Origin of the sequence: Pseudomonas sp. S8 (genome assembly GCF_050473925.1) — a bacterium.
In the GTDB taxonomy this organism is placed as follows: Bacteria; Pseudomonadota; Gammaproteobacteria; order Pseudomonadales; family Pseudomonadaceae; genus Aquipseudomonas; species Aquipseudomonas parakoreensis.
In genome coordinates this window covers 3,810,786-3,833,389 of sequence record NZ_JBFDVZ010000016.1, presented here as the reverse complement: position 1 = coordinate 3,833,389, position 22,604 = coordinate 3,810,786, and the positions used below count along the sequence as shown (strand labels likewise).

General features: G+C 61.1%; 12 protein-coding genes and 2 pseudogenes. 7 read left to right on the top strand and 7 right to left on the bottom strand.

The annotated features are described in order from the left end of the window. Positions 1-5 precede the first annotated feature (5 nt). From AB1J88_RS18395 to AB1J88_RS18385, 3 genes and pseudogenes are all read right to left on the bottom strand, one after another. Positions 6-1,748 (bottom strand): potassium/proton antiporter, encoded by a 1,743-nt coding sequence (locus AB1J88_RS18395; protein ID WP_041074130.1) that lies wholly within the window; start codon positions 1,746-1,748, stop codon positions 6-8. A gap of 302 nt (positions 1,749-2,050) precedes the next feature. Then, positions 2,051-2,650 (bottom strand): annotated as a pseudogene (locus tag AB1J88_RS18390) (methyl-accepting chemotaxis protein); the annotation flags it as partial. A gap of 303 nt (positions 2,651-2,953) precedes the next feature. Beyond that, positions 2,954-3,610, bottom strand: a pseudogene (locus tag AB1J88_RS18385) (MCP four helix bundle domain-containing protein); the annotation flags it as partial. Positions 3,611-3,954: 344 nt separating this feature from the next. Between AB1J88_RS18385 and AB1J88_RS18380 the strand changes: the two are divergent. The 3 genes from AB1J88_RS18380 (at position 3,955) to AB1J88_RS18370 (ending at position 6,521) form a co-directional block, all read left to right on the top strand. Further along, positions 3,955-4,185, top strand: coding sequence for a hypothetical protein (locus AB1J88_RS18380; RefSeq protein WP_007967306.1), 231 nt, complete (start codon positions 3,955-3,957; stop codon positions 4,183-4,185). Next, on the top strand, positions 4,182-4,484 hold the full coding sequence (locus tag AB1J88_RS18375; RefSeq protein WP_007967308.1) for a cell division protein ZapA: 303 nt from the start codon (positions 4,182-4,184) through the stop codon (positions 4,482-4,484). Before AB1J88_RS18380 ends, AB1J88_RS18375 begins: the two co-directional genes overlap by 4 nt. 99 nt (positions 4,485-4,583) lie before the next feature. Then, positions 4,584-6,521 carry a methyl-accepting chemotaxis protein gene (locus AB1J88_RS18370; protein WP_430291662.1) on the top strand — a complete coding sequence of 646 codons (1,938 nt, stop codon included), beginning with the start codon at positions 4,584-4,586 and terminating at the stop codon, positions 6,519-6,521. A 142-nt stretch (positions 6,522-6,663) separates the two neighbouring features. Here AB1J88_RS18370 and AB1J88_RS18365 read toward each other — a convergent pair whose 3' ends face one another. Together AB1J88_RS18365 and putA are read right to left on the bottom strand one after the other, a co-directional pair. After that, on the bottom strand, positions 6,664-8,466 hold the full coding sequence (locus tag AB1J88_RS18365; protein ID WP_430291661.1) for an acyl-CoA dehydrogenase: 1,803 nt from the start codon (positions 8,464-8,466) through the stop codon (positions 6,664-6,666). A 259-nt stretch (positions 8,467-8,725) separates the two neighbouring features. Next, complete coding sequence (gene putA, locus AB1J88_RS18360) at positions 8,726-12,679, bottom strand: trifunctional transcriptional regulator/proline dehydrogenase/L-glutamate gamma-semialdehyde dehydrogenase (protein WP_430291659.1); 3,954 nt, start codon at positions 12,677-12,679, stop codon at positions 8,726-8,728. A gap of 457 nt (positions 12,680-13,136) precedes the next feature. Here putA and putP point away from each other — a divergent pair, with 457 nt between their 5' ends. The 4 genes from putP to AB1J88_RS18340 all read left to right on the top strand — a co-directional run bounded on the left by putP (position 13,137) and on the right by AB1J88_RS18340 (position 18,843). Continuing rightward, positions 13,137-14,621 carry a sodium/proline symporter PutP gene (putP, locus tag AB1J88_RS18355; RefSeq protein ID WP_086794202.1) on the top strand — a complete coding sequence of 495 codons (1,485 nt, stop codon included), beginning with the start codon at positions 13,137-13,139 and terminating at the stop codon, positions 14,619-14,621. Between the two features lie 350 nt (positions 14,622-14,971). Next, positions 14,972-16,987, top strand: a complete 2,016-nt coding sequence (locus AB1J88_RS18350; protein ID WP_430291657.1) for a type VI secretion system tip protein VgrG — start codon at positions 14,972-14,974, stop codon at positions 16,985-16,987. Further along, a complete protein-coding gene (locus tag AB1J88_RS18345; RefSeq protein ID WP_430291656.1) occupies positions 16,977-17,681 on the top strand; it encodes a DUF4123 domain-containing protein in 705 nt (234 codons plus the stop codon). Before AB1J88_RS18350 ends, AB1J88_RS18345 begins: the two co-directional genes overlap by 11 nt. Positions 17,682-18,003: 322 nt before the next feature. Next, positions 18,004-18,843 carry a 23S rRNA (adenine(2030)-N(6))-methyltransferase RlmJ gene (locus tag AB1J88_RS18340; protein ID WP_131670949.1) on the top strand — a complete coding sequence of 280 codons (840 nt, stop codon included), beginning with the start codon at positions 18,004-18,006 and terminating at the stop codon, positions 18,841-18,843. A 119-nt stretch (positions 18,844-18,962) separates the two neighbouring features. Here AB1J88_RS18340 and msrA read toward each other — a convergent pair whose 3' ends face one another. Both msrA and AB1J88_RS18330 read right to left on the bottom strand, forming a co-directional pair. Next, positions 18,963-19,628, bottom strand: a complete 666-nt coding sequence (gene msrA, locus AB1J88_RS18335; RefSeq protein ID WP_047290930.1) for a peptide-methionine (S)-S-oxide reductase MsrA — start codon at positions 19,626-19,628, stop codon at positions 18,963-18,965. Positions 19,629-19,755: 127 nt separating this feature from the next. After that, positions 19,756-22,452: a putative bifunctional diguanylate cyclase/phosphodiesterase gene (locus AB1J88_RS18330; RefSeq protein ID WP_041065866.1), complete on the bottom strand. Its 2,697-nt coding sequence runs from the start codon at positions 22,450-22,452 to the stop codon at positions 19,756-19,758. Positions 22,453-22,604 lie beyond the last annotated feature (152 nt).

Here is a 22,604-nt window from a genome sequence, read left to right as displayed (position 1 = left end):
GCAGTTTAGAGGAAGAGACCGGGACCCGGGCGACTTCCTTCGGGGAATCTGACGCCCACTTTGCCGATCTTGTTCCCGTCCATGACCGCGACCGTCCAGTGGGTGTTGTTCCACTCCACCTGGTCGCCAACGATCGGCGCACCGCCAACTTTTTGGGCAATGAACGCGCCCAGGGTCATGTCCGGATCAATGCCCTCGGCCGGCAACCCGTACAGCGCCGCAACCGCTTTAAGCTGGGCGTCTCCTTCGAGGACGAAGTCACCGAAGAAGCGCAGGTCGAGGCCGCGTTGCGGCGCCTGGCTGAACAGTTTGCCGAGGGCCGGAAGGTTATGTTCATGGCCGATAACACACAGCAAATCATCGACTTCCAGCACCGTACTACCCGACGGATGGAGCAGTTGCTGGCCACGAAACAGCGCGGCGATACGTGTGCCCTCGGGCATTTTCAGCTCGCGCAGCGGTGAACCAATGCACCATTTCTCGGCGCCGAGCTTGTAAACGAACAGTTCCCACTCGCTGGTGATGTGCACCTCCAGCGCCGATCGCGAGATCGGCGCCGGCTCCGGCGGCACTGTCACCTTGAGCAGTCTGGCGACCCACGGCAGGCTTGTGCCCTGCACCAGCAGCGACACCAGCACGATGAAGAACGCGAGGTTGAAGTACAGCTGCGCATTCGGCAGCCCGGCCATCAACGGGAACACTGCGAGAATGATCGGTACCGCGCCGCGCAGACCGACCCAGGAAATAAACGCTTTCTCGCGACCATGGAACGCCTTGAACGGCAGCAGGCCGACGATCACCGACAGCGGCCGGGCGAACAGAATCATCCACAGCGCCAGACCGAGGGCGGGCAGGGCGATCGGCAGCAAATCATGCGGAGTGACCAGCAGCCCCAGCACCAGGAACATGCCGATCTGCGCCAGCCAGGCCATGCCGTCGAGCATATGCAGGATGCCGTGACGGCTGCGCACCGGGCGGTTGCCGATCACCAGCCCGCACAGGTACACCGCGAGGAAGCCGCTGCCGTGCAGGGCGTTGGTCAGGGCGAACACCACCAGACCGCCGGCGATCACCAGAATCGGGTACAGGCCGGTGGCGAGGTTGATCCGGTTAACCAGTTGCAGCATCAGCCAGCCACCGCCGAGGCCGATCACGCCGCCGATGCCGAATTCGCGGATCAGGTGCGTCAGCAGGCTCCAGTGCAGGCCGGTCTGGCCGCTGGCGAGCATGTCGATCAGGGTCACGGTGAGGAACACCGCCATCGGGTCGTTGCTGCCGGATTCGATTTCCAGGCTGGCGGTCACCCGTTCGTTGAGGCCCTTGCCGCCGAGCAGCGAGAACACCGCAGCGGCGTCAGTCGAACCGACGATGGCACCGATCAGCAGGCCCTGAATCAGGTTCAGGTCGAACAGCCACGCGGCGGCCATACCGGTGAGCCCGGTGGTGATCAGCACCCCAACCGTCGCCAGCGACAGCGCCGGCCACAGGGCCACGCGGAAACTCGAAACCCGGGTGCGCAAGCCACCGTCGAGGAGGATCACCGCCAGTGCGAGGTTGCCGACCAGATAAGCCGTCGGGTAGTTATCGAAAATGATCCCGCCGCCATCGACCCCGGCGGTCATGCCGACCGCGAGGATGATCACCAGAATGGGAATGCCGAGACGGGAGGACAGTGAGCTGACAAGAATGCTCGCACCTACCAGCAACGCGCCGATCAAGAACAGGCTGTTGATGGTCGTCGCATTCAAAGGCAGTACTCCAGAAGCGTAAAGACGGGCACAAACTGACCATGCAGTCTGCGTGCCAGCGATTCTAACCTGTTGAAATGTGATGCTGTCAAAAAGGTTTTTACGCTGGCATCACATTGAATGTGCACCGAATGAAAACTGTGGCGAGGGGATTTATCCCCGATCGGCTGCGAAGCAGTCGTAAACCGGCTGATGGAGCAAACCTGATCCACCTTGTTAGCCGGGTTTGGGGCGGCTTCGCCACCCATCGGGGATGAATCCCCTCGCCACAATGGAGTGCTCCCGATATGGCGAAGTGGGCCTTACAGGCTGAACCGCCCAACCATATTGTTCAGGTCCAGCGCCAGGCGCGAGAGCTCGTTACTCGCCGCACTGGTCTGATTCGCGCCGGTGGCCGACTGCACCGACAGGTCGCGGATGTTCACCAGGTTGCGATCCACTTCGCGCGCCACTTGCGCCTGCTCCTCGGCGGCGCTGGCGATCACCAGATTGCGCTCGTTGATCTCGACGATCGCGGTATTGATGGTGTCCAGCGACATCCCGGCGCCACGCGCAATGTTCAGCGTCGATTCGGCACGCTCGGTGCTGTTGCGCATCGAATCCACGGCGTGTTCGGTGCCGCTCTGGATGCTGCCGATCATGCGTTCGATTTCGCTGGTCGACTGTTGGGTGCGATGCGCCAGGGCACGCACCTCATCGGCGACTACGGCGAAACCACGCCCGGCTTCACCGGCACGTGCCGCTTCAATCGCCGCGTTCAGGGCCAGCAGGTTGGTCTGATCCGCCAGACCACGAATCACGTCCAGCACCTTGCCGATGTCACGGGATTCATTCGCCAGATCGCCGATCAGGGTCGCGGTGCTCTGCACATCGGCGCTCATGCGTTCGATAGCGCTGACGGTTTCCTGCACCAGGTCGCGGCCGTCACCCGCCGAGGTGGTGGCGTTCTTCGAGGCTTCCGAAGTGCTCACCGCATTGCGCGCGACTTCTTCCACGGCGCTGGTCATCTCGTTGACGGCGGTGGCGGCCTGTTCGATTTCGTTGTTCTGCTGAGTCAGGCCACGGGCGCTTTCGTCGGTGACGCTGTTCAGCTCTTCCGCTGCAGATGCAAGCTGGGTGGCCGAGCCGGAGATGCGCTGCAAGGTGTCGCGCAGTTTCGATTGCATCTTGGCCATGGCCGCCAGCAGGCGCCCGGCTTCGTCGCTGCCGTCGACGTGGATCGGCTGGGTCAGGTTGCCCTCGGCGATGGTTTCCGCCGCGTCCAGCGCTTTGGAAATCGGCTTGGTGATGCTGATGGTCAGCAGCCAGGCGAACAGCAAGGTCAGACCGGTCGCCACCACCAGCAGGGTGACCACCAGATTGAACGCCGAGGCATACTGCTCGGCAGCCTCTTGGTTGGTCTGGCTGATCTGCTCGCCGTTGATCTGCATCAGGCGGTTGAGCACCGTGTTCATCGCTTCGGAGTTGTTCAGCAACTCGGTGTTGAGCAGGTTGCGCAGTTCATCCACCTGATTGTTGCGCGACAGCGTTTTCATCCGGTCTTCGATCTGCCGGTACTGGCCCAGCAACTGCACATATTGATCGTAGGCCGCGCGTTCCTGCGGGCCGCTGATCAACGGCTCATAGGCCGATTGGGCGGCGCGGATCTGCTGGTTGCGGGTGTCCAGCAGTTCCATGGTCTTCTGCTGCACGTCCGGCTCGCGATTGACCAGCAAGCGATACGACAGCACCCGCAGGCGCAAGGTCAGTTGGGTGAACTCGTCGAGGTTCTTGATGCTCGGCACGCTGCTGTTGGTGATGTCCTCGGCAGCGCCGCGGATTTTGCTCATCTGGTTCAGGGCGAACACGCCGAGAATCAGCATCAGGCCGCCGATCAGAGCGAAGCCGGTGAACGCCCTGGGGGCGATATTCATATTGCGAAGGGACATGGCGCGGATACCAGAAAGGGCCGCATCCATGCGGGCTGAGACTGCTGTATGGATGACTTATCGGTCATACGACTAAAGTCTTGAGGCACTGTGCGTATTTGTCGCATAGGGGGCTGAGCGACGAAGTGCAGGAACCAGATCGGCAGATCACAGTCTTTTAAACTCGCGAGAACAGTCGGCCGCCAGGAAAATCAAGGCCTTGCGCCGGTATAACCCTGGCATCCGCAGTGACTTTTCTTTATCGTACGCGCCCTTTGAAAAACGCCTGGAAGATCAAAATGTTGGAAGCATCCCTCAGCCAATTGGAACAGCTCGTCAGCGACCTGGTGCAACAGAACCAGACCCTCGCGCAAACCAACCAGACCCTGTCCACGGAACTGGCCCAGGCCAAGGATGAAAACGAAAGCCTGCAACTGAGCCTGATGGAACAGGAAGAGAAGCATGGCGCCACCGCAGCGCGCATCCAGGCCCTGGTTGATCGCGTCAACGCAGGTCCTGTCAGCGCATGAACCACGGCACCGCAGGGGTAAAAGTCATCTCCATTCTCGGGGAGGACTATTCGATCAAGGCACCGGCCGGGGAAGAACAGACCCTGCTGGACGCCGCACTGATGCTCAAGGCCGCATTGGCCGACACCAAACGCAAATACCCGACGCTGATCGGTGACCGTTTGCTGGTGCTGGCAGCGATGAACCTGTGCTCGCAGCAGATCGAAATGAAGAAGCAGCACCAGCAGGAACTCGACCGTTACCAAGAGCAAGTCAGCGCCACGGTCGACACCATCGCCAAGACCATCAATCAGGGCTGATGGGGTTGCGCACAACCAAAGAATAGATTGTCGATCGGGTTGTATACAATCGGCACGGCTGTTGCATTGTTTCGGCCACTTATTCTTTGGGGGTGCTCCATGCAGTTGTGGCGACGCAGTATTCAATGGCAGCTGATTCTCAGCATGGGCACCGCCCTGCTGGTCAGCATCCTGATCGTGGTTGGCATTTATACCCTGGTGGTCAACCGCCTCGCCCAGAGCTATCTGGTCGAACAAGCGCTGCCGTCGAGCATCGAAGCGACGCGCAACGACATCGAACGCATCCTCGTCCAGCCGCTGACCGCCGCCAAAGACATCGCCAGCAACAGCATGGTGCGCGACTGGCTGGCCTCGGGTGAAGACAGCAGCAAAACAGCGGCCTTCGCGCAGTATCTGGAAGGCATCCGCGCCGAACATAAAGCCTTCACTGCGTTGATCATCGGCAGTGACTCCAATCACTACATCACCGAAAAAGGCCTGGATCGCACGCTCAGCCGGACCAAACCAGCCGATGCCTGGTTCTATTCCTTCCTCGACAGCAACCAGCCGCGCACCCTGAACATCGACAACGATGGCGCCACTGGAGAATTGGCGCTGTTCATCGACTTGAAGGTCGAGCAGGCCGGCAAAGTGGTCGGTGTCGCCGGGCTGGGCTTGAGCATGAAAGAGCTGTCGGAGCTGATTCACAACTTCAGCTTTGGCGAGCGCGGCAAGGTCTATCTCGTGCGTTCCGACGGTTTGATCCAGGTCCATCCCGAGGCGCAGTTCAGCGGCAAGCGCACCCTCACGGAGCAAATCGGTGCGTCGGCGGCGCAAGCGGTCATGGGTCAAAAAGTCGCCACTAACAGCTCGTTCCAGCGCGATGGCGAAGACTTCCTCGCCTTCAGCCTGCCGCTGCGCGATCTGGGCTGGACGCTGGTGGCCGAAGTGCCGCAATCGCAGATCTACGCCGAAGCCCGCAAGGCGATGTGGATGAGTGGCGGCATCGGTCTGGCGGTGGCACTGGTGTGCCTGGCGCTGGTGGTGTGGCTGGCCCAAGGGCTGGTGCGACCGATTCGTCAGGTAACAGCCGCGCTGGTAGCGATCGGTAGCGGCGGTGGAGATTTGACCCATCGGTTAGATTCCAGTCGCGCCGATGAGCTGGGCGATCTCGCGCGCGGCTTCAACCGTTTTCTCGACAGCCAGCGCGGGCTGATTGGCGAAGTGCTGACCACCAGCGAGCGCTTGCGCACGGCAGTCGGCCAAGTGGCGAAAGTGGTGGAAAACACCGCTGAACGCTCCGGGCGCCAGCAGGAAATGACCGACATGGTCGCCACGGCGGTGCATGAAATGGGCCTGACCGTGCAGGAAATCGCGCAGAACGCCGGCAACGCCGCGCTTGCTTCACAAACTGCTCGCGATGAAGCGCTGCAGGCGCGGGAGGTGGTCGGCGGCTCGATCCGTCATATCGAAAGCATGTCCGATGAGATTGGTGTGGCGGCGGGCGCGGTGGGTGAGCTGGCGCATCAGGTGGCGTCGATCGATTCGGTACTGGCGGTAATTCGCGGCGTGTCCGAGCAGACCAACTTGCTGGCGCTCAACGCGGCGATTGAAGCGGCGCGCGCCGGAGATATGGGGCGCGGGTTTGCCGTGGTGGCGGATGAAGTGCGCACCTTGGCGCGCAGGACTCAGGCCTCCACCGACGAGATTCAGCAAATGATCGGCAGCCTCAAGCAAGGCGCAGAAAACGCGGTGTCATCGATGCGCACCGGGCAGGCGGCGACCGGCACCGGGGTTGAATCGAGCCAGCGTACCGGCGCGTCGTTGACCGCGATTACCGGGCAGGTCGAGCGCATCAGCGACATGAACCATCAAGTGGCAACCGCGACAGAAGAACAGTCGGCGGTGACTGAAGAGATCAACCGCAACGTGCAGGGGATTTCCGATCTGGCCCGGGCCACGGCCGGAGAGGTGCGGGCGTGTCGTGAGGATTGTCAGATGTTGCAGCGGTTGGCGGATGATCTGGCGCGGCAGATGGGTGGGTTCAAGTTGAGCTGATGTGTCCTCCGTTCGGGCCTCTTCGCGGGCAAGCCCGCTCCCACAGGTCTTGTGACAGGTCACTTAATATGTGAACGCCACAGGACCCTGTGGGAGCGGGCTTGCCCGCGAAGACGGCATCAGCAGCGACAAAAAATCCGGATCAAAACCACGCATCCTGCATCGCCAGGCACGTATCATCCCGCGCCTCCAGCAACGCCAGCTCATGGTGACAGCCCGGCACTTCCCACGTCAGGAAATACCGCGCCGCCTGCAGCTTGCCCTTATAGAAGTCAGCATCCGCCGCATTGCCTTTGGCCAAGCCTTCCTCAGCCCGAACCGCCTGTTCCAGCCAGCGCCAGCCAATCACCGTGTGCCCGAACACCTTCAGGTACAGCGCCGAATTCGCCAGGCTGCTGTTGACCTTGCCCTGCGCCAGATCGGTCAGCAGGCCGATGGTCACCGCTTGCAGGCGCGCCACCAGTTTCTCAAGTGGCTCACGCAGTGCGGTCAGCGATTCATACGCTGTCGCGCGCTCGGCGGTGTTGGCGATCAGACGGATCAGTTGCTTCAATCCGGCGCCGCCGTTCTGCGCCAGTTTGCGCCCGAGCAAGTCCAGCGACTGAATACCGTGGGTGCCTTCGTGGATCGGGTTCAGGCGGTTGTCGCGGTAATACTGCTCAACCGGGTATTCGCGGGTGTAACCGTGGCCGCCGAGAATCTGGATCGCCAGTTCGTTGGCCTTCAGGCAGAACTCCGACGGCCAGGATTTGACGATCGGCGTCAGCAGATCCAGCAACTCATGGGCCTGTTTACGCTCGGCTTCGGTCTCCAGCGTGGTGGTGTCATCGAACAGTCGCGCCGCGTACAAACCGAGGTCAAACGCCCCTTCGACGTAGGACTTTTGCGTCAACAGCATGCGTCTGACATCGGCGTGCTGAATGATCGCCACTGGCGCGGTGGTTGGATCCTTGCTGTCCGGCACTCGGCCTTGCGGGCGTTCGCGGGCGTATTCCAGCGAGTACAGGTAACCGGCGTAGCCGAGCATCACTGCGCCCATGCCGACGCCGATCCGCGCCTCATTCATCATCTGGAACATGTAGCTCAAGCCATGGTGCGGCTTGCCCACCAGATAGCCGACACAATCGCCGTTATCGCCGAAGTTCAGTGCCGTCGAGGTGGTGCCGCGCCAGCCCATCTTGTGGAACAGCCCGGCCAGCAGCACATCGTTGCGTGCACCGAGGCTGCCGTCAGCATTGACCAGAAACTTCGGCACGATGAACAGCGAAATACCTTTCACGCCTGGCGGCGCGTCGGGCAGTTTGGCCAGCACCATGTGCACGATGTTTTCCGACAGCGGGTGATCGCCGCCGGAAATGAAGATCTTGTTGCCCTTCAGGCGATAGGTGCCGTCAGACGCCGGCTCGGCGCGGGTACGAATATCCGACAACGACGAACCGGCGTGCGGTTCGGTCAGGGCCATGGTGCCGAAGAAACGGCCGTCGATCATCGGTTGCAGGAAGCGCTGTTTCTGCTCGTCGCTGCCGAAGCTTTCGATCAGGTTGGCCGCGCCCATGGTCAGGAACGGGTAGGAAGTGGTCGCCGCGTTCGCCGCTTGAAAGTGCGCAAAGCAGGCTTGCGACAGCAGCGTCGGCAATTGCATGCCGCCCGCTTCGAAACTGCGCGCGGCATTCAGGAAGCCGGCCTCGAGGAATGCGTCCACCGCCGGTTTCACTTCCGGGATCAGAACCGCCTGACCATTTTCGTAGCGCGGCTCGTTCTCGTCGCCCTTGCGGTTGTGCGGTGCGAAGTATTTCTCGGCGATGCTGCGCGCGGTGCCAATGGCCGCATCGAACGTTTCACGGTTGTGCTCGGCAAAGCGCTCACGCCGGGTCAGGCCCTCGGCATCGAGGACTTCGTACAGCTCGAAAGCCAGATTGCGGGAACTGAGCAGCGTCTCGGACATGGCGGCCTACCTGAACATTGGGGTTGGGCCGAGTCTAGGCGTGCTGATAAAGGCTGAACAGGATGATTGATGACGGTGATGTTGAAGCCGAGCATCAGCTTTGCAAACACCACAAACCACTGTGGGAGCGAGCTTGCTCGCGAAGAGGTCGGCACATTCAACAGATGAGTTGACTGGCAAACCGCTTTCGCGAGCAAGCTCGCTCCCACAGGGATTGTGACTATGCCGAGCACCTATGCAGGTGCCCGATCTATCGGTATTAACCGATAGTCATCAAGCTCGCATTACCACCCGCCGCCGCGGTGTTGACGCTCAACGCCCGCTCAATCACCAGACGCTCCAGGGCAATGTTGGTCTCGCCCTGGGACAGGCCCTGAACGCCCACGATCGCACCGGCCCGCTTGGCGATCTGCTGGCAGACGCCACGCAACTGGTCGGAATGACCATGATGCAGCACGGCATCAAACACCACTTCATCCTTGTGCCAGTCGGCAACCCGTTTGATCCGCGCCTGAACGTCCTTCGGCAGGCGTGCGAACAAGGCCTTGCTGATGTCGGATTCCGGCCATACCGCCGAACCGCCGACCGCCAATACCGCCGCCAGTTGGGTCAGCAGATCACCTTCGACGTCCGCCAGGCACAGCACGTGTTCACGCGGCAGGATCGCGTAGCTGTTTTTCTCGCCGGTCGGGCCGGCCAGCACGCGGGTGATACCGCTTTGCGACTGCGCGGCGTATTGCACGCACAGGGTGCTCAGTTCGGCGTATTGGTTGCTCTCGGCCCAGGCCTTGAAAGCGTTCAGCGGTTTGCTCATGGCCTCACGCAGACGCACGTCCGGGGCGACGAGCGCATCACCGCGAGCGAAGGATTGTTCGATGGCGTCCGTAGGACGCGTCGACAGCAGACGGTAGAGGTACAGCGGACCACCGGCTTTCGGGCCCGTACCCGACAGGCCTTCGCCGCCGAATGGCTGCACGCCGACCACGGCACCGACGATGTTGCGGTTGACGTAGACGTTACCGGCGTTGACGTTGTCGATCACCTTGGCGATGGTCTCGTCGATGCGGGTGTGTACGCCGAGGGTCAGGCCATAACCGGAGGCATTGATCTGGCCGATCAACTGGTCGATGTCCTTGCGCTTGTAGCGCACCACGTGCAGCACCGGGCCGAAGATCTCGCGTTGCAGTTCGTCAAAGCTTTCCAGCTCGATCAGGGTCGGCATGACGAAGGTGCCGCGTTTGACTTCTTCACTGTCGGCGATAGCCACCTGATACACGCTGCGACCTTTATCGCGCATGGCCTGGATGTGCTTGTCGATACCGGCCTTGGCTTCGGCGTCAATCACCGGGCCAATGTCCACGGACAGGCGCTCAGGGTTGCCGAGACGGCTTTCAGCCATCGCGCCTTTGAGCATTTCGATGACGCGGTCGGCGGAATCTTCCTGCAGGCACAGCACGCGCAGGGCCGAGCAACGCTGACCGGCGCTGTCGAAGGCCGAGGACACCACGTCGATCACCACTTGTTCGGTCAGTGCCGAAGAATCGACGATCATCGCGTTCTGCCCGCCGGTTTCGGCGATCAGCGGAATCGGACGGCCCTGATTGTCGAGGCGACCGGCGATGTTGCGTTGCAGCAGGCGCGCGACTTCGGTGGAGCCGGTGAACATCACGCCTTTGACGCGCTCATCACCGACCAGACCGGCGCCGACGGTTTCACCGCGACCCGGCAGCAGTTGCAGCACGCCTTCGGGAATCCCGGCTTCCAGCAGCAAACGTACGGCTTGTGCGGCAACCAGCGGCGTCTGTTCAGCCGGTTTGGCCAGTACCGGGTTACCGGCGGCCAGTGCGGCAGCGACCTGACCGCTGAAAATGGCCAGCGGGAAGTTCCACGGGCTGATGCACACCACCGGGCCCAATGGGCGGTGGGCGTCATTGCTGAAATCGTTGCGCGCCTGCACCGCGTAGTAACGCAGGAAGTCGACCGCTTCACGCACTTCGGCGATGGCATTGGCGAAGGTCTTGCCGGCTTCACGGGCCAGCAGGCCCATCAGCGGCTGGATCTCGCCCTCCATCAGGTCAGCGGCACGCTCCAGAATCGCCGCGCGCTCGGCGGGCGGGGTGGCCTGCCAGATCGGTGCAGCATTCAGCGCGCACTGGATCGCGTTGTCGACGTCTTCGACGGTGGCTTCCTGCACGTGACCGACCACATCGCGGTGATCCGCCGGGTTCAGCACCGGTGCCGGGGCTTCGTTGCTGGAAGCGCAACCGAGCATCGGCACGGCTTTCCAGTTGTTGTGCGCAGTGGCGAGCAGGGCGCAGGACAGCGAGGCCAGACGATGTTCGTTGGCCATGTCGATGCCGGCGGAGTTGGCGCGCTCGGCGCCGTACAGGTCACGCGGCAGCGGAATGCGCGGGTGCGGCAGGCCGAAACCACCTTCCACAGTCGCCATCTGCTCGATCTGCGCCACCGGATCGGCCACCAGTTCCTGAATCGAAATTGACTGGTCGGCGATGCGGTTGACGAACGAAGTGTTCGCGCCGTTTTCCAGCAGACGACGCACCAGGTACGCCAGCAGGGTTTCATGGGTGCCGACCGGTGCGTACACGCGGCACGGACGGTTCAGCTTGCCTTCGGAAACTTTGCCGACAACCTGCTCGTAGAGCGGTTCGCCCATGCCGTGCAGGCACTGGAATTCGTACTGGCCCGGGTAATAGTTCTGACCGGCAATGTGATAAATCGCCGACAGGGTGTGGGCGTTGTGCGTGGCGAACTGCGGGTAGATGACTTCCGGCACCGACAGCAGTTTGCGCGCGCAGGCGATGTAGGAAACGTCGGTGTACACCTTGCGGGTGTAGACCGGATAGCCTTCCAGGCCTTCGACCTGGGCGCGCTTGATTTCGCTGTCCCAGTACGCGCCTTTCACCAGACGGATCATCAGGCGATGACGGCTGCGGCGAGCCAGGTCGATCACGTAGTCGATCACGTATGGGCAACGCTTCTGGTACGCCTGAATCACGAAACCGATGCCGTTCCAGCCAGTCAGCTGTGGCTCGAAGCAAAGGCGCTCGAGCAGATCCAGCGACAGCTCCAGACGATCAGCCTCTTCGGCGTCGATGTTCAGGCCGATGTCGTATTGCTTGGCCAACAGGGTCAGCGACAGCAGCCGCGGGTACAGCTCGTCCATCACGCGCTCGTATTGCGCACGGCTGTAGCGCGGGTGCAGGGCCGAGAGCTTGATGGAAATGCCCGGGCCTTCATAAATCCCACGACCGTGAGACGCTTTGCCGATCGAGTGGATGGCTTGTTCGTACGACGCCAGGTACTTCTGCGCGTCGTGTTCGGTCAGCGCCGCTTCACCGAGCATGTCGTAGGAATAACGGAAGCCCTTGGCTTCGAACTTGCTCGCGTTGGCCAGTGCTTCGGCGATGGTTTCGCCGGTGACGAACTGCTCGCCCATCAGGCGCATGGCCATGTCGACGCCCTTGCGGATCATCGGCTCGCCGCTCTTGCCGATGATCCGGCTCAGCGACGAAGTCAGGCCGGCTTCGTTGTGGGTCGACACCAGTTTGCCGGTCAGCAGCAGACCCCAGGTCGCGGCGTTGACGAACAGCGATGGGCTGTTGCCCAGGTGCGGCTGCCAGTTGCCGGTGCTGATCTTGTCGCGGATCAGCGCATCGCGAGTGCCTTTGTCCGGGATGCGCAGCAGCGCTTCGGCCAGGCACATCAGGGCCACGCCTTCCTGGGACGACAGGGAAAATTCCTGCAGCAGGCCCTGAACAATGCCTGCACGACCGCCGGCACTTTTCTGGTTACGCAGTTTTTCCGCGATGGTCGCGGCGAGTTTGTTGGTGGCTTCGGCCATCGGAGCCGGCAGGCGCGCCTGCTCGATCAGCATCGGCACCACTTCCGGCTCAGGGCGACGGTAAGCAGCGGTGATCGAGGCGCGCAGTACCGATTGCGGCAGGATGCTTTCAGCGAATTCGAGGAAACACTGGTGCGCGTGATCGGTGTGGACTTCACCGGCGTCGTCGCTGTCCTTGGCGGTCAAACCGTTCAGCTCGGTCAGGGTTGCACCACCCTCGAGTTTTTCCAGGTAATTGAAAATTGCCTGCTTGATCAGCCAGTGCGGTGTGCGATCAATCGAGGTCGCGGCAGCCTTCAGGCGCTCGCGGGTCGGGTCATCGAGTTTGACCCCAAGGGTGGTGGTAGCCATATTTTTATCCTCATGGTTGCCACAGTTGCGTGGCATCAGCTGGCGGCAAGATTAGCCGTGCGCCGAAAGAGGTGCAACCGGGTGCAACCCTTTTTTTGTCGGAAAAATAAACGCTTCGTCAGGAATTATTTTCTGGTACTGACGTGCCGCTCCTGCTTGGTGCTTTTACTTCTAGCGGAGCGCAGTGACTGCGCTAAAAAGGAGCAAAAACCGCGTATTTATCGGTATATCCGACTAGGTGCAACTTAATCGCCAGAAACTGGTTGCACCTTTTTTACTTTGTTGCATAGCATTCGCGCCCAAGGTGCAACCGGGAATACCCGGTGTATCGGCTGGTGGCTTTCCTGGGGAAACATCAGTCCTAAATGCGCGGGATCCCGTTTCGTCTGCCAAACATCGTCGTTTGTGTGCGATTGATCACCGCTGCTACATAAAAACAAAGCCAGGGCGTAACTTAATGAGCGTAAGCAATCCAACACTGATCACGTTCGTGATCTACATCGCAGCAATGGTACTGATCGGCTTCATGGCCTATCGCTCCACCAACAACCTTTCAGACTACATTCTTGGCGGCCGCAGCCTCGGCAGCGTGGTAACGGCTTTGTCCGCCGGTGCTTCCGACATGAGCGGCTGGTTGCTGATGGGCCTGCCGGGCGCCATCTACATGTCCGGTCTGTCCGAAAGCTGGATCGCCATCGGCCTGATCGTCGGTGCCTACCTGAATTGGCTGTTCGTCGCCGGCCGTCTGCGCGTGCAGACCGAGCACAACGGCGATGCCCTGACCCTGCCTGACTACTTCTCCAGCCGTTTCGAAGACAAAAGTGGCCTGCTGCGCATCATTTCGGCGGTGGTGATTCTGGTGTTCTTCACCATTTACTGCGCTTCCGGCATTGTGGCCGGTGCCCGTCTGTTCGAAAGCACCTTCGGCATGTCCTACGAGACGGCGCTGTGGGCCGGTGCGGCGGCGACAATTGCCTACACCTTCGTCGGCGGTTTCCTCGCGGTGAGCTGGACTGACACCGTGCAAGCCACGCTGATGATCTTCGCTTTGCTGCTGACGCCGATCATCGTGTTGCTGGCCACTGGTGGCGTCGATACCACGTTCCTCGCCATCGAAGCCCAGGATCCAAGCAACTTCGACATGCTCAAGGGCACCACCTTCATCGGCATCATCTCGCTGATGGGCTGGGGTCTGGGTTACTTCGGTCAGCCGCACATCCTCGCGCGTTTCATGGCCGCTGACTCGGTGAAGTCGATTGCCAACGCCCGTCGCATCTCCATGACCTGGATGATCCTGTGCCTGGGCGGCACCGTCGCCGTGGGCTTCTTCGGTATCGCCTACTTCTCGGCGCACCCGGAAGTGGCCGGCCCAGTCACCGAGAACCACGAACGGGTGTTCATCGAACTGGCGAAAATCCTCTTCAACCCGTGGGTGGCCGGTGTCCTGCTGTCGGCGATTCTCGCCGCGGTCATGAGCACCCTGAGCTGCCAGTTGCTGGTGTGCTCGAGCGCCCTGACCGAAGACTTCTACAAAACCTTCCTGCGCAAATCCGCTTCCCAGGTTGAGCTGGTGTGGGTCGGTCGCGCGATGGTGTTGCTGGTGGCGCTGATCGCTATCGCCATGGCCGCCAACCCGGAAAACCGCGTACTGGGCCTGGTGTCCTACGCCTGGGCCGGTTTCGGTGCCGCGTTCGGTCCAGTGGTGCTGATCTCGGTGATCTGGAAAGACATGACCCGCAACGGCGCACTGGCCGGCATCCTGGTCGGCGCCATCACCGTGGTGGTGTGGAAGCACTTCGAGGTGATGGGCCTGTACGAAATCATCCCGGGCTTCATCTTCGCCAGCCTGGCGATCTACATCGTCAGCAAAATGGGCGAGCCAACCAAAGGCATGGTGCAGCGCTTCGAAGCGGCGGAAAAAGATTTCCACCTGAACAAGTGATGCACTGAGCTGCGGCTCACAGAAAAACGGCCCGTTTCCTACAAGGAGGCGGGCCGTTTTTTTGTGCCTGTGATTTCTCAAGAAGTTGGAGAACCCTGTGGGAGCTGGCTTGCCAGCGATGGCGGTGTGTCAGTGAGCGAATAAGTTGGATGTGCCGGCCTCATCGCTGGCAAGCCAGCTCCCACAGGTCCAGTGGTGGTTTTGGGGGATATGTCTGTAGTCGATTGCGCCAATATCCGAAGGCTTTTTCGCCAGAAAAAGTAGGGCAAATCTGATTTTCCCGTCACCCGTCCAACACCCGTTATCCCTCATGCAGAATCGCCCGCCCTCAATCTGCAGAGACACATCGGATGTTCGCGCCTGCCAATCAACCGCGTTTCACGTTGACCCTCGAAGGCGCCCAATTTGATCTCAAAGTCCTTGAGTTCACGGGCAAGGAAGCCATCAGCCAACCCTTTCGTTTCGAGCTGGAACTGGTCAGTGAACGGCCCGATCTGGACCTCGAGAGCCTGCTGCATCGTCAGGCGTTTCTGAGTTTTGACGCCGATGGTGGCGGTATCCACGGCCAGATTTATCGGGTCGGGCAGGGGGATTCCGGGAAACGTCTGACACGCTATCACCTGAGCCTTGTGCCGCGTCTGACCTACCTCGGCCACCGGACCAATCAGCGTATTTTTCAGCATCAGACGGTGCCGCAAATCGTGACGCGGATCCTCAAGGACCACGCGATCCTGCGTGACGCCTTCGAGTTTCGTCTCGGCAGTGATTACCCGGTGCGCGAATATTGTGTGCAGTACGCCGAGAGCGATCTGGCGTTCATTCAGCGCCTGTGTGCCGAGGTCGGCATTCATTATCACTTTCAGCACAGTCCGGAAGGTCACCTATTGGTGTTCGGTGATGATCAGACGGTGTTCCCGAAACTGGCTCAACCGACGCTTTATCTGCCCGGCAGCGGCATGGCCGGTGGCGCGCCGGCGATCAATCGTTTCAATGTTCGCGTGGAAACCCGTACCAGCGTAGTGACCCGGCGCGATTACAACTTCATCAAGCCGCGCCTGCAGCTGCAAAGTCGGGTCGACGGTGAGCAGCGCCCGGTGCTAGAGGATTATCACTTCCCCGGCCAATTCAACGATCGTGGAACCGGCAGGCACCTGGCCCAAAGAGCGCTTGAGCGACATGTCGCCGATTACCGTCAGGCCGAGGGCATCAGCGACGTGTCTGCCCTGGTGTGCGGACATTTCATGCAACTGACCGAACACCCGCGCCTGGACTGGAATGACCTGTGGCTGCTCACCGCCATTGAACACCGTGGGCGACAGCCGCAGGTGCTGGAGGAATCGGTGACCAGCGATGGGGAAACATTCCAGGGTTACCGTAATACCTTTCTTGCTACGCCTTGGGAGGTGTTCTTCCGCCCAGCCCTCGGCCCTGAAAAACCACGAATGCTTGGCTATCAACCTGCCGTCGTCACCGGGCCGCACGACGCGGAAATCCACTGCGACGAGTACGGTCGGGTCAAGGTGCAACTGGCCTGGGATCGCGACGGCGAGCTCAACGAGCATTCCAGTTGCTGGCTGCGTGTGGCAACCGGTTGGGCACATGACCATTACGGCAGCGTGCTGATCCCGCGAGTCGGCATGGAAGTGCTGGTCGGTTTCATCGACGCCGATGCCGACAAACCGTTGGTGATGGGGTGCCTGCCGAATGCCGCGACCCCGGTGCCGCTGGACCTCCCGGCGGACAAGACCCGCAGCATCTTCCGCAGCCACAGCAGCCCCGGTGGCGGTGGTTACAACGAGCTGCGCATCGAGGACAAAAAGGGCGCCGAAGAAATCTACCTGCGCGCCCAGCGCAACTGGACCCAGCATGTACTGCACGACCAGCAGGTGCAGGTCGACAACCAGCGCAGCATCGTCGTCACGGGCACCGCCAAGCATGAGTTGAAGGCCGACGAACAACGCATCACCCACGGCCAGCGCCAGACCGAAGTCAAACAGGACGATCACCTGACGGTGGTCGGCGATCGGCATATTCGGGTGAGCAACCAGGCCACCAGCGCCAGCGCACAAATCCACGTCAGTGCCGGGCAACAAGTGGTGATCGACGGCGGCGCGAGCGCCACGATTCAGGCCGGCGGGCAGTGGATCAACATCGGGCCTGGCGGGATCTTCAGTAGCGTGCCGATTCAAGTCGGTGGCGCGCCGATGGCGGCAATGAGCGCGGCACCTGGTGTGCCGGGGTTGCCAGCGAAACTTGCAGCGGCACCGGCGGCCATGCTCACCGCCGCACAAATCATGAGCTTTAAAGGCGATGCGCCATTCTGCGAAGAGTGCGAGCGCTGCAAGGACGGTGTTTGTGCAGCCTGAGTGCCTGACGCCTTCAGCGTGGCTGGCGCGTGAGCCGCTGAAACCTGCGGAGCAACTGTTCGCGATTTTCAGTAATGCCAGCGACGCCAGGCCTCCGCTGGTCGGACCCAACCCGATCTGGGCGGACACGATCTACGCCGAGTGGGACGCGGTAATGCCCTTTGTGGGAATTGTCGCGGCGGACAGTGAGTTTCTCGATTGGGTGGCCTCTACCGAGTCTCGCGACTGGGGGTGGTTGGCGGTGTCCTCGGCGAGCCTGGAGGTGGTAGTTGAGCACTTTCGCAGCCTGACTCAAGTGCTGATGCCGGACGGCGCAGCGGTGTTTTTTCGCTTCTGGGATGGGCGTTTTGTGTTGCCGATCCTAAAGTCCGACGAAGTGCAATCTGCGCAGTTGATGCCGGTGATCTCGCGCGGCTTGATCAATGGACAGGCCGTGGAGATCGGGGGCAGGGCGCAGGTTTCGGGGCGAGTATTTCCTTGGTGGAAAGTAACGGGATCGGTCTTGGCCGCAACAGCTGATGACATTCGCATCGGCAATGCTGTGCAGTGGCTGAGCGAGGAGCATCCTGCCTTGTTCGAGGCCTTTCCCGAGCCGGTTTTACGTTGCAAGGTCAGGCGGTTTTTTCAGGTTTCAGCGTCGGAAGAAACGTCGCAATCGGCGTTATTGGACCATTTGCAGGACGAAGCAGAATGAAATTTCCGGGCGAAGTCCAAGGATCAGCGATGTTCGCGTCCTGGGCTTTGATAAAGCTTTCGATGGGTTGTTGAGGCAACTGAACTGTGGCGAGGGGATTCATCCCCGATGGGCAGCGAAGCGGCCCCAAGACCTGTCATCGCGGAGCAACAGATACAACATGTTGACAGAATAGGGGGGGCTGCTGCGCAGCCCATCGGGGATGAATCCCCTCGCCACAGGTATTGGACCGGATCTTAAGATGTAAGAGGGCCGCTCAGCCGCCAACCCCTGACTTGCCGCCCGGTAAAAGGTAAACTTCACGGCCCTCGCAGGAGCAGCCATGAATTATCGTCACGCCTTCCATGCCGGCAATCACGCCGATGTGTTCAAACACCTGACCTTGACCCGCCTCATCGCCCTGATGTCGCGCAAGGAACAGCCGTTTGCCTATCTCGATACGCACGCCGGTATCGGTCTGTATGACTTGCAGGGCGATCAGGCCAACCGTACCGGCGAGTACCTGGAAGGCATCGCACGTTTGTGGGATCAGCCGGATCTGCCGGCGCTGACCGCCGACTACATGAAGGTGCTGCACGAGATGAACCCGGATGGCCAGTTGCGTTACTACCCGGGGTCACCGGAGCTGGCGCGGCGTCTGACCCGGGCGCAGGATCGGGTGATGCTCAACGAGAAACACCCGCAAGACGGCGTGCAGCTCAAGGAGAACATGGCCGGCGATCGTCGGGTCAAGGTGCATCTGGGCGAGGGCTGGCATGTGGCGCGGGCGATGCTGCCGGTGCAGGAAAAACGTGCGGTGATGCTCATCGATCCGCCGTTCGAACAGCTCGACGAGATGCAAAAGTGTGCGGCGTCGCTGAAAGAAGCGATTGGCCGCATGCGCCAGACCGTTGCGGCGATCTGGTATCCGGTGAAGGATCAGCGTGCGCTGCGTCGTTTCTATCAGGATCTGGCCGGTACCGGTGCGCCGAAGTTGCTGCGCGTGGAACTGTTGGTGCATCCGCTGGATACGCCGAACAGCCTGAACGGCTCCGGCATGGCGATTGCCAATCCGCCGTGGGGGCTGGAGGAAGAATTGCGCGAGTTGCTGCCGTGGTTGTCGAAGAAGCTTGGGCAGACTCAGGGTGGATGGCAGATGGATTGGTTGATCGCCGAAAGCTGATCAAGGGCAAGATCAAAAGATCGCAGCCTGCGGCAGCTCCTACAAGTTCAGTGTCGTCCACACATACGCGGACCTGTAGGAGCTGCCGAAGGCTGCGATCTTTTGCTTTCAGACTTTAATCAATTACCCGCCAGGCTCGGTGGCATGCACACGCCGGTGCCGCCGATCCCGCAATAACCTTCAGGGTTTTTCGCCAGGTATTGCTGGTGATAGGCCTCGGCGAAATACACGGTCGGCGCCTGTTCGATTTCGGTGCTGATTTCGCCCAGGCCTGCCTTCGACAGTTCAGCCTGATACACCGCTTTGCTCTTCAGCGCCGCGTCCAGTTGCTCTGGCGAGGTCGCGTAGATCACCGAGCGGTATTGAGTGCCGATGTCATTGCCCTGACGCATGCCCTGAGTCGGGTTGTGCAGTTCCCAGAACATCGCCAGCAGCTCTTCGTAGCTGACCTTGGCTTTGTCATACACCACCAGCACCACTTCGGCGTGGCCGGTCAGGCCCGAGCAGACTTCTTCGTAAGTCGGGTTCGGCGTGTAGCCACCGGCGTAACCGACCACGGTGCTGACCACGCCTTCGCGCTGCCAGAAACGGCGCTCCGCGCCCCAGAAGCAACCCAGACCGAAGATCGCGAAGTCGACGTCCTGGAAAAACGGGCCGAGCAACGGGGTTTCTTCGAAGACGAAATGCTTTTCAGGCAGGGTCATCGCGGTTTCGCGGCCGGGTAGAGCTTGGTCTTTGGTCGGTAGCACGTTTTTGTTCACCAGAATTTCCGAGCGCAGAACCATGATCGTTCCTCTCAGTCAGGATGGGATGTAAAAAATCAGACCGCCAGTGTGCCGAATGATGCCGGATTTCGCACTATTCAATGTAGGAGCTGCGTGCGGCAGCTCCTACATGAAAGGGCGGCGAGGGCTAGAGGCAGAGCGGGCCGCGCGGGTAGCGCTTGAGCGCCTGGATCAGCTCACCACCGGGGATCGGCCGGTCGAACAGGTAGCCTTGGCCGACGTCGCAACGGTGGCGACGCAGGAACGCCAGTTGTTCGGCAGTCTCGATGCCTTCGGCCACGACCTTGAGCTTCAGGTTGTGGGCCATGGCGATCACCGCGGAGGTGATTTCCATGTCGTCCTGGTTGTCGGGGATTTCGTGGATGAAGCTGCGATCGATCTTGATGATGTCGATCGGGAATTTCTTCAGGTAACTGAGCGACGAGTAACCGGTACCGAAGTCGTCCATGGCCAGGGTCAGGCCCAGGCGCTTGAGCTGATCGAGCTGCAAGTGCGTATCTTCGGTGGCTTCCAGCAGCAAACCTTCGGTCAGCTCCAGTTCGAGCAGACTGGCCGGCAGCGCTTCTTCCTTGAGGATGTTGGCGATGGACGCGACCAGATCCGGGTCGGAGAACTGCTTGGGTGACAGGTTGATCGCCACTTGCAGATTGCCCATGCCCGCGGCGGTCAGCGCTTTGCTCATGCGGCAGGCCTGACGCGCGATCCACTTGCCGATCGGAATGATCAGGCCGGTTTCTTCGGCAACGCTGATGAACTGATCCGGGCGGATCATCCCGCGCTCCGGGTGGTTCCAGCGCAGCAGCGCCTCCATGCCCAGCAGGCGACCGCTGCGCAGGCACAGCTTGGGCTGATAGAACACGTCCAGCTCATTCTGGGTCAGGGCGCGGCGCAGGTTGTTCTCGACGAACAGCTTGTAACTGGCCTCGGCATTCAGCGCTTCGGTGAAGACTTGCACCTGATGCTTGCCGTTGGCCTTGGCCTTGTGCAGGGCCAGACCGGCGTTGCGCATCAGGGTTTGCGGATCGCGGCCGTGCAGAGGCGCGCAGGCCAGGCCCACGGAGCCGGTGACGCTGATCAGCTGGTTGTCGACGAACATCGGTTTGTCGAGGGTCGCCAGCAACTGGTTGGCGATCTGCTGGCCAGTGGCGAGATCAGTGTCGTCGAGCAGAACGGCGAACTCGTTACTGGCGAAGCGCGCGAGGCTGCCGCTCGGGCTCAGGCTGTTGCGCAGGCGCCGGGCGAGGCTGATCAGCAGCTTGTCGCCGGTCTGGTGGCCGAGGCTGTCGTTGATCCGCTTGAAGTTGTCGATGTCCACGAGCAGCAGACTGATCGGCGTGTCGCTGTCGCGGGCGAAGCGTTCGTCCAGATTGCGGATAAACGCCGGGCGGTTGCCGAGGTTGGTCAGATTGTCGGTGTACGCCAGACGCTCGATGCGCTGTTGCGCCAGTTTGGTCTGAGTGATGTCTTCGTAGATGCCGATGTAGTGCGTCAGCTCGCGGTTATCGCCATACACCTTGGAGATCGACAACTGGCCCCAATACGGTTCGAGGTTCTTGCGCCGGCTTTTGAATTCGCCCTGCCAGCTGTTGCTCTTGGCCAGCGCCGACGGCGCGTCAAACAGCAGCTCGCTGAGGTTTTCCAAGGCCGGCAGTTCCGACAGGCGCTGGCCGTGGACTTCCTCGGTGGAGTACTGGGTGATTGCGGTGAAACTCGGGTTGACGTACTCGACCACGCCGTCGCAATTGACCAGCAAAAAGGCGTTGGCGCTTTGCTCGACCGCGCGCTGGAACAGGTGCAGGGCGCTGGTGGCGGTGCGGCGGTTGTGGTTGTTGATGACCTGGGCGAACTGATCCGCCAGCTCACCGGCAAAGGCGATTTCGTCGGACTGCCAGGCGCGGGTGACACCGGTCTGCTCCAGGCAGAGCACGCCGACCACCTGGCCGTCGACGCGGATGCTGGCGTCGAGCATGGCATTGACGTCGCGCGGGCGCAGGGCTTCGGCCATCTCGCGGGTGCGCGGGTCGCGCATCGCATTGTGCGCGTCAATGGCGCGGCTGCCGTGCAGCGCTTCCATGTAGTCGGGGAAGCCGCTGATGTCGATCACCTCCGGCAGGAGGTATTCCTGCGTTGCGCGGTGATACGCGGAAATCGGCACCAGCAGATTGCCTTCGAGGTTCCACAGGCTGGCGCAGTCGATTTCATAGATGTCGCAGGCGCAGCGGGTGATCAGTTCGGCGGCTTCCTGCAGCGAGTTGTGGCTGCTGTAGCGCTGGCGGGCAAGCAGCAGAATCAGATCCTGCTGGGCGCGCACCCGATCAAGGTGCTGCAGTTGTTCCTGCTGGGCGCGCTGGTTCAGCTCCAAGGCGATCTGCAGCCGCGAGTTCTGGGTTTCGAGGTCGACGGAGGGCAGCGCTGGTGCTTCGTCGAAGACATCATCGACCGCCAGCAAATAACCGCGCAGCAAGTGCCGATTGTGCTGCTTATAGGCTTCGCCGAGTTCGAGGATGCTCAGCACGCCAGCGGCGGTGTGCAGGGTGTAGCGCACCAGATAATGCGGGCTGTCGCGCAGTTGCTGTTGGATCGCGTCGTGCAACTGATAGCGAGCTTCAGGCTCCATCAGGCTGGCGTAGGGCGAGCCGACCAAGGCACACAATTCGACGGCTGGCTGGCCGAACTGGCGTTCGCAGTTGGGATCGAGAAACAGCATCGCCCAGCTCGCTTCATTCAAGCGCTCGAAACGCAGCATGCCGAGCCGCGAGGGCACAGGCAACTGCGTCACTACCTCGGCCGCCATACGGCTGGCGGCATCGGGTTGGCTCTTCATGAAGGAACTCGCTTGGAAATATGCTGAACGCGCGGGCTCTCGCCCTCTTTACTGTTGCCTGCGGCAAGGTTGCATCATTGCGGCACCGACTGACAAGAGAGATGAAGGCCAAGTGCTATAAGAATGTGTCGGCCGCTCGGGGCATTTCTCCA

Excerpts from the sequence above, each read along its gene's own strand:
- AB1J88_RS18340 (WP_131670949.1), top strand. The coding sequence starts at position 18,004 with ATGAATTATCGTCACGCCTTCCATGCCGGCAATCACGCCGATGTGTTC.
- AB1J88_RS18330 (WP_041065866.1), bottom strand. The coding sequence starts at position 22,452 with ATGAAGAGCCAACCCGATGCCGCCAGCCGTATGGCGGCCGAGGTAGTG.
- AB1J88_RS18370 (WP_430291662.1), top strand. The coding sequence starts at position 4,584 with ATGCAGTTGTGGCGACGCAGTATTCAATGGCAGCTGATTCTCAGCATG.
- AB1J88_RS18380 (WP_007967306.1), top strand. The coding sequence starts at position 3,955 with ATGTTGGAAGCATCCCTCAGCCAATTGGAACAGCTCGTCAGCGACCTG.
- AB1J88_RS18375 (WP_007967308.1), top strand. The coding sequence starts at position 4,182 with ATGAACCACGGCACCGCAGGGGTAAAAGTCATCTCCATTCTCGGGGAG.
- putP (WP_086794202.1), top strand. The coding sequence starts at position 13,137 with ATGAGCGTAAGCAATCCAACACTGATCACGTTCGTGATCTACATCGCA.
- AB1J88_RS18365 (WP_430291661.1), bottom strand. The coding sequence starts at position 8,466 with ATGTCCGAGACGCTGCTCAGTTCCCGCAATCTGGCTTTCGAGCTGTAC.
- AB1J88_RS18350 (WP_430291657.1), top strand. The coding sequence starts at position 14,972 with ATGTTCGCGCCTGCCAATCAACCGCGTTTCACGTTGACCCTCGAAGGC.
- msrA (WP_047290930.1), bottom strand. The coding sequence starts at position 19,628 with ATGGTTCTGCGCTCGGAAATTCTGGTGAACAAAAACGTGCTACCGACC.
- putA (WP_430291659.1), bottom strand. The coding sequence starts at position 12,679 with ATGGCTACCACCACCCTTGGGGTCAAACTCGATGACCCGACCCGCGAG.